The 12,139-nt window shown below is 68.6% G+C and carries 10 protein-coding genes; 5 read left to right on the top strand and 5 right to left on the bottom strand.

Going from position 1 to position 12,139, the window contains the following annotated elements; translation table 11 throughout:
- Nucleotides 1–320: 320 nt before the first annotated feature.
- Both rpoD and dtd read right to left on the bottom strand, forming a co-directional pair.
- Nucleotides 321–2,174, bottom strand: coding sequence for an RNA polymerase sigma factor RpoD (gene rpoD / locus J3A72_RS05175; protein WP_014648552.1), 1,854 nt, complete (start codon nucleotides 2,172–2,174; stop codon nucleotides 321–323).
- 90 nt (nucleotides 2,175–2,264) lie between these two features.
- Nucleotides 2,265–2,705 (bottom strand): D-aminoacyl-tRNA deacylase, encoded by a 441-nt coding sequence (gene dtd / locus J3A72_RS05170; protein ID WP_014648553.1) that lies wholly within the window; start codon nucleotides 2,703–2,705, stop codon nucleotides 2,265–2,267.
- Nucleotides 2,706–2,766: 61 nt separating this feature from the next.
- On the opposite strand from dtd, the gene J3A72_RS05165 reads away from it, so the two are divergent.
- The 4 genes from J3A72_RS05165 to J3A72_RS05150 all read left to right on the top strand — a co-directional run bounded on the left by J3A72_RS05165 (nucleotide 2,767) and on the right by J3A72_RS05150 (nucleotide 7,021).
- Complete coding sequence (locus tag J3A72_RS05165; protein WP_075076439.1) at nucleotides 2,767–3,687, top strand: lauroyl acyltransferase; 921 nt, start codon at nucleotides 2,767–2,769, stop codon at nucleotides 3,685–3,687.
- An 87-nt stretch (nucleotides 3,688–3,774) separates the two neighbouring features.
- Nucleotides 3,775–4,911 (top strand): GTP cyclohydrolase II RibA, encoded by a 1,137-nt coding sequence (gene ribA / locus J3A72_RS05160; RefSeq protein ID WP_075076440.1) that lies wholly within the window; start codon nucleotides 3,775–3,777, stop codon nucleotides 4,909–4,911.
- Between the two features lie 74 nt (nucleotides 4,912–4,985).
- Nucleotides 4,986–5,486, top strand: coding sequence for a PH domain-containing protein (locus tag J3A72_RS05155; RefSeq protein ID WP_032958281.1), 501 nt, complete (start codon nucleotides 4,986–4,988; stop codon nucleotides 5,484–5,486).
- Nucleotides 5,483–7,021: a PH domain-containing protein gene (locus tag J3A72_RS05150; RefSeq protein ID WP_075076441.1), complete on the top strand. Its 1,539-nt coding sequence runs from the start codon at nucleotides 5,483–5,485 to the stop codon at nucleotides 7,019–7,021. The genes J3A72_RS05155 and J3A72_RS05150 overlap by 4 nt, the downstream gene beginning before the upstream one ends.
- Before the next feature lie 97 nt (nucleotides 7,022–7,118).
- Here J3A72_RS05150 and J3A72_RS05145 read toward each other — a convergent pair whose 3' ends face one another.
- On the bottom strand, nucleotides 7,119–8,177 hold the full coding sequence (locus J3A72_RS05145; RefSeq protein WP_032958279.1) for a CDP-glycerol glycerophosphotransferase family protein: 1,059 nt from the start codon (nucleotides 8,175–8,177) through the stop codon (nucleotides 7,119–7,121).
- Between J3A72_RS05145 and J3A72_RS05140 the strand changes: the two genes are divergently transcribed.
- Nucleotides 8,176–8,982, top strand: coding sequence for a glycosyltransferase family 2 protein (locus J3A72_RS05140; RefSeq protein ID WP_014648559.1), 807 nt, complete (start codon nucleotides 8,176–8,178; stop codon nucleotides 8,980–8,982). The two genes, J3A72_RS05145 and J3A72_RS05140, sit on opposite strands and share 2 nt — an antisense overlap.
- A 30-nt stretch (nucleotides 8,983–9,012) precedes the next feature.
- Here the strand turns inward: J3A72_RS05140 and J3A72_RS05135 are convergent, their stop codons facing one another.
- Nucleotides 9,013–10,272, bottom strand: coding sequence for an O-antigen ligase (locus tag J3A72_RS05135; protein ID WP_075076442.1), 1,260 nt, complete (start codon nucleotides 10,270–10,272; stop codon nucleotides 9,013–9,015).
- 152 nt (nucleotides 10,273–10,424) lie between these two features.
- Nucleotides 10,425–12,134: a glycosyltransferase family 39 protein gene (locus tag J3A72_RS05130; RefSeq protein ID WP_075076443.1), complete on the bottom strand. Its 1,710-nt coding sequence runs from the start codon at nucleotides 12,132–12,134 to the stop codon at nucleotides 10,425–10,427.
- Nucleotides 12,135–12,139 lie beyond the last annotated feature (5 nt).

Below are 12,139 nucleotides of genomic sequence, written 5' to 3'. Positions count from 1 at the left end.
AAGGCTAGAGGCTTCAATTGGTGAATGCGACATTGCGTGCGCTTATCACTCACATGCGGCTACTCATTTCATTGAGGCACTTGGGGTTTCGGCTGAATGACCACTTCCCCCGGCAGCGAATCGCAGCGAAGTCCTCAAGAATCCTCAGGCCAGTTACGTCACAAGGTGCGGCAAGCAACCGACACCCGTTGAGAAGACCCGTCGAATACGTCATCGCGAACAGCAGCCGAGCATGGCTCGGCTCTACAGAAAGCACGCCCAAAAAAGAAAAACCCCGCACCAGGCGGGGTTTCTCTCAACGCTTCACCAGCCGCTGGAAATCAATCGATATCCAGGAAGCTGCGCAGCTGCTCCGAGCGGCTCGGGTGACGCAGCTTGCGCAGCGCCTTCGCTTCGATCTGGCGGATGCGCTCGCGGGTCACGTCGAACTGCTTGCCGACTTCTTCCAGCGTGTGGTCGGTGTTCATGTCGATGCCGAAGCGCATGCGCAGCACCTTGGCTTCCCTCGGGGTGAGGCCGGCCAGCACGTCGCGCACGGTTTCAGACAGGTTGATGTTGGTGGTGTTCTCGATCGGGGACTCCACGTTGGTGTCCTCGATGAAGTCGCCCAGATGGGAATCCTCGTCGTCGCCGATCGGGGTTTCCATCGAGATCGGCTCCTTGGCGATCTTCATCACCTTGCGGATCTTGTCTTCCGGCATGTCCATTTCCTTGGCCAGCTCCTCCGGCGTAGCCTCGCGGCCGTACTGCTGGAGCATCTGGCGGGAAATGCGGTTCAACTTGTTGATCGTCTCGATCATGTGCACCGGAATACGGATGGTGCGCGCCTGGTCGGCAATCGAGCGGGTGATCGCCTGGCGGATCCACCAGGTGGCGTAGGTCGAGAACTTGTAACCGCGGCGGTACTCGAACTTGTCCACGGCCTTCATCAGGCCGATGTTGCCTTCCTGGATCAGGTCGAGGAACTGCAGGCCACGGTTGGTGTACTTCTTGGCGATCGAGATCACCAGGCGCAGGTTGGCCTCGACCATTTCCTTCTTGGCCTTGCGCGCCTTGGCTTCACCGTAGGCCATGGCACGGCTGATTTCCTTCAGCTCTTCCAGGTCCAGCTGGGTCAGCTTCTCGATGTCGATCGTCGCCTGCTGTTCGGCGATGATCTGATCCTTCACTTCGCGCAGGGCCGACGACCACTTCTGCTTGCGCTTCAGTGCGTCTTCCACCCACTCCAGGTTGGTCTGGTTGCCTTCCCAGGAGCGGATGAAGTCCTTGCGCGGCATGCGCGCGGTGACGGTGGCCAGGTTCAGCACGCGTCGCTCATGGGCCTTGATCGACGCCATGGTGTCGCGCAGCTGCTTGGTCAGCACGTCGGTCAGCGGCAGCGGCAGCTTCAGAGTGACGAACACCGCCGACATCTCTTCGCGCAGGCGCGGCAGGTTCTTCTTGTCGCCCTTGGTCGCCGCCTTCTTGAAGGCATTGAAAGCATCGCTCAGCGCCTGCATGCGCGCAGCGACTTCCTCCGGATCCGGACCGGTCGGTGCGGCTTCTTCCTCGCCACCCTCGACGTCATCGTCCTCGTCCTCGTCGCCTTCTGCGTCGGCATCGCTGCTGTCATCGGCAGCGACCGCCGGCGGCGCCGGCTCTTCGTCGGCCAGGTCGTTGAAGCCGACGATCACTTCGGCCAGGCGCTTCTTGCCTTCCTTGTGGGCCTCGTAGTCGGTCAGCAGCGATTCGACCGAAACCGGGAACTGGCCCAGGGCGGCCTGGACCTGCGAAAGGCCTTCCTCGATGCGCTTGGCGATGGCGATTTCGCCTTCGCGGGTCAGCAGCTCGACCGTGCCCATTTCGCGCATGTACATGCGCACCGGGTCGGTGGTACGGCCACCTTCGGTGTCGAGCGCGCTCAGCGCGGCGGCAGCTTCTTCGGCCGCGGTGTCATCGACTTCGCGGTTACCGGTGTTGCCGTCGTTGAGAAGCAGGGTTTCCACATCCGGCGCAACTTCATGGACATCGATGCCCATGCCGTTGATCATGCCGATGATGTCTTCGATCTGTTCCGGGTCGACCATGTCGTCCGGCAGATGGTCATTGACTTCGGCGTAGGTCAGGTAGCCCTGTTCCAGGCCCTTGCTGATCAGTTGCTTGATTTCGGATTGGGCAGGACGTTCGTTGGCCATGTAGTGCTCGCGCCACCGGCTAGGGAGAAATAGGGAACGTAGCATTATACCAGCCCGGGGCCCTGCCTGCCGGGCGGTGGTCCCGGCGGCCTAGGGCCTGAGAAGGAAGGTCACGGGACCGTCGTTGACCAGGCTGACGACCATATGGGCACCAAACCGGCCCGTTTCCACCCCTGGCGCATGATTTTCACGGCAGATGTCGACAAATCGATTGAACCCGCGTTCAGCCTCGTCCGGCGGTGCGGCGCTGGTGAAACTCGGCCGCATGCCCGAACGGGTATCGGCCGCCAGGGTGAACTGGCTGACCAGCAGCAGGCCGCCACCGGTGTCGCGCAGCGACCGGTTCATCTTCCCGGCCTCGTCGGCGAACACCCGGTAACCCAGCAGGCGTTCGGCCATCCGCCGCAGCTGGGCCTCGCTATCCCCCGGTTCCATGCCGACCAGGGCCAGCAAGCCGGGGCCGATCTGCCCCACCACCTCCTCGTCGACATGGACGGCGGCCTGGCTGACACGCTGGATCAGGACGAGCATCGTGGGCTTCCAATGAACGGGGCCAGCCACGATAGCAGCGCCCTTGGCTAAACTGGCGCCGATGAATCCGCAACGCAAAGCCCGGCTGGTCTACCGCGCCACCACCCTGTTCGCCCGCCTGCCCTGGCCGCTGCTGCGGGGGGTCGCACACGCCCTGGCGTGGACGTGGGTTCGTGTCAATGCCCGTGAGAGCCGCGTCACCCGGCGCAACCTCGAACTGGCCTACCCGGAGCTGGACGGTCCTGCACGCGACCGCCTGCACCGCGAACTGCTGCGCTCCACTGCGCTGCAGGCCATCGAGACCCTGCGTTTGTGGAGCCGGCAGCCGGCCGACAACCTGCGGCTGCACCTGAAGCAGCGCCACGGCGAAGCCCTGTACGACGCGGCCCTGGCCAGCGGCAAGGGCGTGATCGTGGCCGCACCGCACTTCGGCAACTGGGAGCTGCTGAACCAGTGGCTGGCCTCGCGCGGGCAGATCGCCATCGTCTACAAGCCGCCGGAAGACGAGGCCAGCGACGCCTTCCTGCAGCTGGTGCGCGGCGGCCAGAACGTGCAGCAGGTACGCGCCGAGGGCCCGGCCGTGCGCCAGCTGTTCAAGGTGCTCAAGGACGGCGGCGCCACCGGCATCCTGCCCGACCAGCAGCCCAAGGCCGGCGATGGCGTGTTCGTGCCGTTCTTCGGCGTGCAGGCGCTGACCATGACCCTGGTCAACCGGCTGGCCGAGCGCACCGGCGCCACCGTGCTGTATGGCTGGTGCGAGCGCATCGGGCCGGACATGGAATTCGCCCTGCACATCGAGCCGACCGACCCGGCCGTGGCCGATCCGGACCCGCAGGTGGCCGCCACCGCGCTCAATGCCGGCATCGAGCGCATCGCCCGCCGCGACCCGACGCAGTACCAGTGGACCTACAAGCGCTATACGCTGCGGCCACCGGGCAGCGGCGAGGAAGATCCGTATGCGACCGAAGAGCATCCGCACTGACGGCCCCCACGCCCATGCCCATCCGGCCCCTGCGACCGGCGGCCGCACCACGTTGAATACGACGCCGGCGCCCCCATAGAGACTGCGATGTCCGCCTCCCCCGGTCCCGCCATGCCTGCTGCCTCTTCCCTGTTCGGCGACCCCGCCGCGATCCGCTGCGAACGCGCGGTGGCCGAACTGCGTGCCGGTCGCCCGGTACTGCTCCACGATGGGCAGGGCCAGCGCCTGGCGGTGATTGCACTGGACAGCGCCACTGCCAGCAGCTTCGCTGCCTTCGCCGCTGCCGCACGCGAGCGCCATTACCTGTTCCTGACCGCCACCCGCGCCCGCGTGCTCGGCGTGGAGGCACCGGCAGGCGCGCGCCTGCCGCTGGCAGGGGTTGCCTTCGATGCCCTGCCCTCGCTGGGCTACCTGCGCGAGCCCGGGCCGATGCCGGACGACTGGACGGCCGGCGACGCCTTCGATGCCGGCGCGGTGGAGCTGGCCCGCCTGGGCCTGCTGCTGCCGGCCATGGTGGCGGTGCGCCTGGATGCAGAGGACACGACCTTTGCGGGTGCGGCCGAAGTGGCGTTGTGCGACCTGGCCGAGGGCGCGGCACACGCCGCCCACGATTACGAACTGGTCGCCCGTTCGCCGGTACCGCTGCGCGACGTCGGCATGACCACCTTCGCGGTGTTCCGCGGCGGCGTGGCCCAGCGCGACCAGGTCGCGATCATCGTCGGCGAACCGGACCTGTCGGCGGTGGTGCCGGTACGCGTGCACTCCTCGTGCCTGACCGGCGACCTGTTCGGCTCACTCAAGTGCGACTGCGGCGACCAGCTGCGGCGCGGCCTGCGCAAGCTGAAGGAACTGGGCGGCGGCGTGCTGCTGTACCTGGACCAGGAAGGCCGCGGCACCGGCATCGCCGCCAAGATGCGCGCCTACGGCTACCAGCACGACGGCCTGGACACCATCGATGCCGATGCACAGCTGGGCTTCGGTGCCGACGAGCGCCGCTACGGCAGTGCGGTGGCGATGCTGCATGGCCTGGGCATTTCGCGCGTGGCCCTGCTCAGCAACAACCCGACCAAGGCACAGCGTCTGCGCAACGCCGGCATCGAGGTGCTGGACTGCATTCCGGTCACCGGCGAGATCACTGCCGAGAACGAACACTACCTGCGCACCAAGGCCGATCGTGCCGGCCACATGCTGGATGTGGACGCGCTGATCCAGGCTGCCCAGTAGCGCGGTCGACCTGCTACCGTCTGCGCGGTGCGGCCCTGCCGCCACCGCCCGCCCTGCCACCTGACGGAGCCTGCGTGATCGACGTTCCCCTGACCTCCCCGCCTGCCGATGCCTGGCAGTCGCTGCCGCAGCGCGCCGCCCGCCTGGCCGCACTGGAAGGCGCCTTCGGCGGACTGTTCGTGCCGGGCCTGCCGCTGGCCGCGGCCGCGTGGTTCTTCCAGCTGCCCGGCGGCCTGTGGACGGCCGCCCTTGGGCTGCTGATCGGCATCGTCTTCGGCGCGTGGCTTGGCCACCGGCGCTTGACCCGCACCCGCTGGCGGCTGGATACCCAAGGGCTGGGCCTGCGCCGCGACCTGATGTGGCAGCTGGAAACGCGCATCCCCATTTCGCGCGTGCAGCACCTGGACCTGCGCCGCGGCCCGCTGGAACGCCGTGCCGGCCTGGCCACGCTGATCGTGCACACCGCCGGGACCCGCATGAGCGCAGTGACCGTGAGCGGCCTGGACGAGGCCGACGCCGAGCGCCTGCGTGACACCCTGTCCCATCAGCTCGACCAGGACGCCGACGCCCTGTGAGCCTGCCGCCGCCCCTGCCCGCATCGCTGCCTGCCGGTGGCGAGGACCATCGCCTGCACCCGTGGTCGTGGCTGTTCGTGCTGCTGATGCAGCTGCGTCACTACTTCCTGCCGCTGGTGGCGCTGCTGGTGTTCGGCCAGCGCGGTGACCGCGACCCGATGTGGGCGCAGCTGATTCCGCTGTCGGCGATTGCCGCGCTGGTGCTGGTCTCCGTGCTGCAGTACCTCAGCTACCGCTACCGCATCGGCAGCGACGCGATCACCGTGCGCAGCGGACTGCTGGCGCGCAACCGCCGCGAGATCCCGTTCGCCCGCATCCACAACGTGGAAGTGCGGCAGAACCCGCTGCACCGCCTGTTCGGCGTGGCCGAGCTGCGCCTTGAATCGGCCGGCGGCGTGCGTCCGGAAGCCGAAATGCGCGTGCTGAAGCTGGACCAGGCGCTGGCGCTGGAACGACTGGTGCGCCAGCGTGGGCAGGCACCGCAGGCCGCCGACGTCGTGGCCGCCCACTCGATCACCGACGCCGACACCGAACAGGTGCTGCTGCGCCTGTCGAGCTGGGACGTGGTGCGCATGGGCCTGCTGTCCAACCGCGGCTGGGCATTGGCGATCGCCGCCTTCGGCGTGCTGTTCCAGACCGTGCCGCGGCCGGTGATGGACGCGGCCATCCAGCGTGGCGGCCGGGAAGCCTTCGGCTACGCAAGCCACCTGCATCCCGGCGTGGCCGGCGCCTTCCTGCTGCTGGCCGCAGCCTTGCTGCTGGGCTGGCTGGCGCTGCGTGCGCTGTCGGTGGTGCTGACCCTGCTGCGCTATCACGGCTTCACCCTCAGCGAGCAGGATCGCCGCCTGACCGTCTCGGCCGGCCTGCTCAGCCGTACCCGCAGCAGTGTCGCGCGTCGCCGCATCCAGGCCTGGACGCTGCGCGAAACCACCCTGCATCGCTGGTTCGGCCTGCGCCAGCTGCGCATCGACAGCGCCGCCGGCGGCCCCTCGCGCGACGAGGACCGCGCCCTGCGCGAGCTGGCACCGCTGGCACCGGCAATGCGCTGCGAGCAGCTGGTGCAGCACCTGTTGCCTCAACTGCAGTGGCCGCCAGCGCAATGGCAGTCCATTCCGCAGCGTGGCTGGTGGCGGCTGTGCCTGGGCGCGCTGCTGCTGGTGCCGGTGCTGGCAGCGGCCGCGTACTGGCGCTGGGGATCATGGGGCCTGATCGTGCTGGCCTGGCTGCCGGTGGCGCTGCTGGTGGCACATCGGCAGATGGCGCGCATGGGCTGGTATCTGGATGCCCATTACGTGGCCGTGCGCGGCGGCTGGTGGAAGCGCTGGTGGCGCTGGGCCGAGCTGGACAAGGTGCAGGGCCTGCGCCTGCAGCGTTCACCGCTGGACAAGCTGCTCGGCACCAGCAGCCTGCCGCTGGATACGGCCGGTGCGCACGGTGATGTGGCGTTGACCCTGCGCCACCTGCCGCAGGCGCAGGCGCAACACGTGATGGAGCAGCTGGCCGCGGCGCTGGCGCGGCGCAAGTTGCGCTGGTAAGCAATACCGGTAGTGCCGGCCGCTGGCCGGCAACCGCGGACATTCCCGAGGTTGCCGGCCAGCGGCCGGCACTACCGCGAGCGGGGTCGGCGAGGCATCAGCGCTGCGACGGCCCCCAATATCCCAGGTCCTTGCGGATCTGCAGGTCGCGCACCCAGCTGCCGAAGGGCTTGCGCCGCAGCACGCCCATTTCACCGGACAGGAAATCCTCGGTGGCGGCGATCACCCGCTCGCTGGACAGGCCATCGCGGTACGGATGGATGGCGTCGGCGTAGCGCACGATCTCCGCCTGCAGCGCGGCGTCGGGATGCAGCGCGCGCTGCAGCATCGCCGGCAGCTGCGCCGGGTCGTCGAAGTCGATCATGTGCGGCTTGGGCACGCGGTTGCGGAAGGTCACCACCGGCTTGTGCTGGACGATGAACTCCGAAACGATCGACGAGGTGTCCGACACCAGCACATCGGCGGCGCGCTGCGCGGCCATCACCTGCTCCGGCTCGATGAAGCGGGCATGGGCACCGGCCAGCGCGCGGTAGCGCTCGAAAAGTTCCGGTGGGCACTTCGGGTGCAGGGTCAGCAGCCAGTAGCGCTCACCGCCAGCGATATCGGCGGCGATCTGCGCATGCAGGTGGGGCGCTGCGCTCAGGCGCTCGGTGAAGGTCGAACCGAACAGGATCACCGGGCGCCCGCCCGCCGCTGCGCGCAGCGCGGCGCTCTCGCCACCGTCGTCGCGGAACAGCGGGTCGAGCTTCGGCCAGCCGGTCTCGGCTACGGCGAAGTGGCCCTGCAGGGCGGCGATCTCACGGAACGGAGCGGTGGTGGCCGGCCCCTGCGTGCAGTACAGGTCGAACATGCCGCGCACCCGGAAGTGGCCGCGCGCACTGTCGCGCTTCTCCACGTTGAAGCCATGGAACAGCTGTACCTTGGCGCCGGACAGGAAGGTCGGCACCCAGTTGGCGGCGCTGAACACGGCACGCGGCCGCATCGCCAGGGCCTGTTTCAGTCCGATGTTGGGCACGCCCGGCAGGCTGCTGGCGGCAGCGCCGTCCTCGAACCAGGCCGCCACCTCCTGCCCGGAGGCGTGCAAGGCCTGCGCCAACGGGGCGAGAATAGGCAGCGCATAGCGCTCCGTCGCAAACAACAGGTACCCGGCCATCATGTCCTCCACGACCGCTCCCATCGAACGGCCTCGCATCTCGGCCTGCATTATCGCGTTCAACGAGGCCGGCCGCATCGGCGACTGCCTGGCCTCGCTGGCCTTCTGCGATGAGATCATCGTCGTGGACTCGTACTCCACCGATGCCACCCTGGCCATCGCCGAGGCCGCAGGCGCCCGCGTGCTGCAGCGCGCGTTCGATGGCTTCCGTAGCCAGAAGGCCTACTGCGTCGAGCAGGCAAGCCACGACTGGGTGCTGTGCCTGGACGCCGATGAGCGGATCAGCCCGGAACTGCGCGCAGCCATCGAACGGGCCCGCGACGGTGGCTTCGCCGGCCATGCCGGCTATCGCTTCGCGCGCCTGTCGGAGTACTTCGGCAGGTTCCTGCGCCATGGCAACGCCTACCCGGACCGGGTGATGCGCCTGTTCGACCGCCGCCGCGGCGGCTGGCGCGGCAAGCGCGAGATCCACGAGGCGGCCAGCGTCGACGGCAGCGTCGGCACCCTGCGCGGCGACCTGGTCCATTACCCGTACCGCTCCCTGCAGCAGCAGCTGGCCAAGACCGAGAAGTACGCGCGGATGATGGCCGAGCACGAGTTCGCACGCGGCAAGCGGGCCACGCTGGGCAAGCTGGTGCTGGCGCCGGCCTGGCGGTTCTGGCGCGGCTTCGTGTTCCGTGGCGGCTTCCGCGACGGCTGGCACGGCCTGGTCTACGCCTACGTGCGCGCCAACTACGTGCGGCAGAAGACCATCATGCTGTGGATGCTGGGCAACGGCCAGCCCGTGGCCGACCCGCCGAACCCCTGATCGCCGGGGCCCGCCCGGCGCGCCGACGCATCACGAGCCGCCGGTGATCGCCCGGTGGCGCGCGCCTTCGACGATCGACAGGCCGGTCAGCAGCCCGACCAGGGTCACGTAGAAACTGGCCGTCATCTGGTGCGCGAACATCGACTGGGTCAGCCCGCACAACGCGTAGGTGATCACCAGCATGACGCCGGCAGCGGCCGGCCCGCGGAAGGTCGCCCGTCCGCTGCGGCGATGCAGGCGCACGAACAACCACAGCGGGATGCCATACACCGCCAGCAACAGCAGCAGGCCCGGTACACCCTGGGTCGCCGCCCATTCGGCCACGTCGTTGTGGGCATGACCCAGGTGGCAGCGCAACTCTTCCGGGTTCTCCCGGCAGACCGGCACGCGCTGCATCGCGCTGTCGAAATGACCGATGCCAACACCCACCAGCGGATGATCGAGGAAGGTCTGCCAGGCCACCTGCAGGCGCTCGACGCGGGCACCGGCGGAAGAATCACTGTCGCCCAGCTCCATCCGCTGCACGTCGCTGTGCAGCTCGCTCAGGCGGACCTGGTGGCGCAGCTCCGGTACCGACAGCAGCAGCGTCGCACCGATCGCCAGCATTCCGGCCAGCACCGACAGACGCGCCGCACCGGTACGCCAGCGCAGGCTCAGCGCCAGCACCACCAGCAGCGCCAGCAAGGCGGCGAACACACCGCGGCTGCCGGTCAGCACGATGGTGCCGCAGCCGGCGGCCATGCCGAGCATCACCAGCGACCAGCGCCGCGACGGGCGGCAGAACACCAGCAGCACCATCAACACCATCACGATGTCGGCCAGCACGATGGCGTTGGTGAACAGCTCCGCGCGCGGGGCGCCGCCCAGCACCTGCCACAGCGACATCACGAAGGTGGCGAGCAGGCCGGCCAACGAGCCGTACCAGAGCCACCGCAGGCTGGGACGCAGCGCGCAGATCCACAGCGCGATCCATGGGATCACCACGAACCGCGAACGGTTGTCGACGTCACGCAGGCCCTGTTCGAACAGCACCACCGACAGTACGCCGAGCGCCAGCACCGCCAGCATCAGCCAGACCAGCACTTTCACCGGCTGGCCGGCCATGCCCCGCGCGCGCCACAGCAGCTCCGGCGCCAGCAGGGTGCTGAGCAGCAGCAGGAGACCATACGGCAACAGGTTGATCGGCACGGTCAGCACCAGTGCCGGCAGGCAGAACAGCCCCAGCTGGGCCAGCCCGTGTGCAACCCCGTGACGCCCACCGACGGGAACGCCCAGCGGGTCGCCGGCCATGAGGTTCAGGTTGTCCGGTGAAGCTGGCACGTCGGGAAGTATCGCTGCAATCTGCTGGAAGAATGGGACGGGCCAACGCGGGCCGTCCCAGCCTGCTGTTTTACTGCCTTTGGACCCGCTTGGGCAGACTGGACAAGCGGAAATCGTGCTGGCTAGTCATGTTCCTGCAAACGCCGTTCACGTTCCCGCTCCTCGGCAGTGACCACGCACGGCACCGTCACCGCCGCCGCCGGCACCAGCCACCAGCGCCGCCGGTTGGCCACGCCGGCCAGTTCGGAGCGGTTGCGGTCGACGCACGACAGCATCGCGTACTCGTGGACCAGCAGCCAACGGCGTCCGGGAGCCAGCCGCTGCCAGCGCGTGGCCGCCACCAGCTGCTCGTCCCAGTCAGTCTCGAAACCGAAGGTCGCTGCGGGACGGTCGGCCAGCAGCAGGTGCTGTTCCTTCCAGGCCACCAGCCCCAGCTCGGCATCGGGGCCCAGGCGGGTACCGACCGCGCGCATCAGGCCACGGGCCGAACTGGAATCGTTCAGCAGCGGGTAGCCGACCAGGCTGTACAGCACCCAGACCACCGCCAGGCTCGACACCAGCGCAAGCTGCCGGCGACGGCCACAGGCCAGCAGGCTCAATCCGCCCCACAGGCCCATCGCCAGGATCGTCCACGCCAGCGCGTCGACGGCCCCGGGGGCGAGCCCGCGGCTATGGGTCAGGCGCAGCTCGAAGGCCGGGTCACCCAGCACCGCCATCGCGCCAGCCACGGCCAGGCCCAATGACAGCAGGCCGGTGAACAGCCCCACCACGGCCTGCACATCGCGTCGCTTCAGCAACCCCGGCAACAGCGGTGCCAGCACCAGGCAGAACATCGGCAGCGCCGGCAGGATGTAGACGTCGCGCTTGCCGGCGGGAATCGAGAAGAACAGCACCACCATCAGCCACCAGGCCAGCGGCAGCAGATAGCGCGCGTCGCGGCGTTGCAGCCGGCGGCGCCAGGCCGGAATCGCCCAGGGCAGGGCCAGGAATGCCGGGATCCACATCAGCGGCATCGTCGCCAGGAAGTACCAGGCGGGCTGGTGGTGATCCCAGGAATGGGTGTAGCGCCGCGCCGTCTGCTGGAACAGGATATCGTCCATGTAGGCGCGATATTCGTCCGAGCCGGTGGCAAAGCCGGCCAGCAGCATCGGCGCCAGCCACAACGACACCGCTAGCAGGAAGGCCAGCGGCGCCAGCCAGAAGCGCGCGTCGCGCGCGTGCAGGCCCACCCGTGGCCACCGCAGCGCCGTGGCGATTGCCGCGGGCACGATCATCAGCAGCGCCAGCATGCCCACGCCCTTGGTGATCACGCCGATGCCGGCGAAGAACCAGCCCAGCCACCACCAGCGCCAGGCCGGCCCCAGCAGCAGGTGGCGCAGCAGGCCGTAGTTGGCCAGGGTGATGAACAGCAGCAGCAGGGGATCGATCTGCGCCTTCTTCGCCTGGAAGGTGAACTGCAGCGCGAACAGCAGCGCCCAGCCGGCATACAGCCCCACCCGCCGCGTCCACAGCCTCCGGCCCAGGTCGACCACGCACCACAGCGTGCCCAGTGCCGCCAGCAGCGACGGCAGCAGGAAAGCCACGCGCCACTGCCCGACCAGGCTGTACAGCGTGGCCTGCCACCACATCAGCATCGGCGGCTTGTCCGAGTACAGCTCGGTCCCGCGGTGCGGGAACAGCCAGTGGCCGCTGTCGAACATCTGCTTGGCCACCAGCGCGAAGCGCGGCTCGTCCGACGGCCACGGATCACGAAGGCCCAGCCCGGCCCCCAGCACCAGCAGGGCCATCACCACGAACAACCACGTCTCGCGCGACGCGCGGGATTTCAGCATGGGAC

Source organism: Stenotrophomonas sp. PvP093, assembly GCF_017876915.1.
Lineage (GTDB): Bacteria > Pseudomonadota > Gammaproteobacteria > Xanthomonadales > Xanthomonadaceae > Stenotrophomonas > Stenotrophomonas muris.
The sequence above is the reverse complement of the archived record's forward strand: the minus strand, read 5'-3'. Positions and strand labels throughout refer to the sequence as shown.

Bases quoted from the DNA above. Each gene is read 5' to 3' on its own strand.
- dtd (WP_014648553.1), bottom strand. From the start codon at position 2,705: ATGCTCGTCCTGATCCAGCGTGTCAGCCAGGCCGCCGTCCATGTCGAC.
- J3A72_RS05130 (WP_075076443.1), bottom strand. From the start codon at position 12,134: ATGCTGAAATCCCGCGCGTCGCGCGAGACGTGGTTGTTCGTGGTGATG.
- rpoD (WP_014648552.1), bottom strand. From the start codon at position 2,174: ATGGCCAACGAACGTCCTGCCCAATCCGAAATCAAGCAACTGATCAGC.
- ribA (WP_075076440.1), top strand. From the start codon at position 3,775: ATGTCCGCCTCCCCCGGTCCCGCCATGCCTGCTGCCTCTTCCCTGTTC.
- J3A72_RS05140 (WP_014648559.1), top strand. From the start codon at position 8,176: ATGTCCTCCACGACCGCTCCCATCGAACGGCCTCGCATCTCGGCCTGC.
- J3A72_RS05145 (WP_032958279.1), bottom strand. From the start codon at position 8,177: ATGATGGCCGGGTACCTGTTGTTTGCGACGGAGCGCTATGCGCTGCCT.
- J3A72_RS05165 (WP_075076439.1), top strand. From the start codon at position 2,767: ATGAATCCGCAACGCAAAGCCCGGCTGGTCTACCGCGCCACCACCCTG.
- J3A72_RS05135 (WP_075076442.1), bottom strand. From the start codon at position 10,272: ATGGCCGGCGACCCGCTGGGCGTTCCCGTCGGTGGGCGTCACGGGGTT.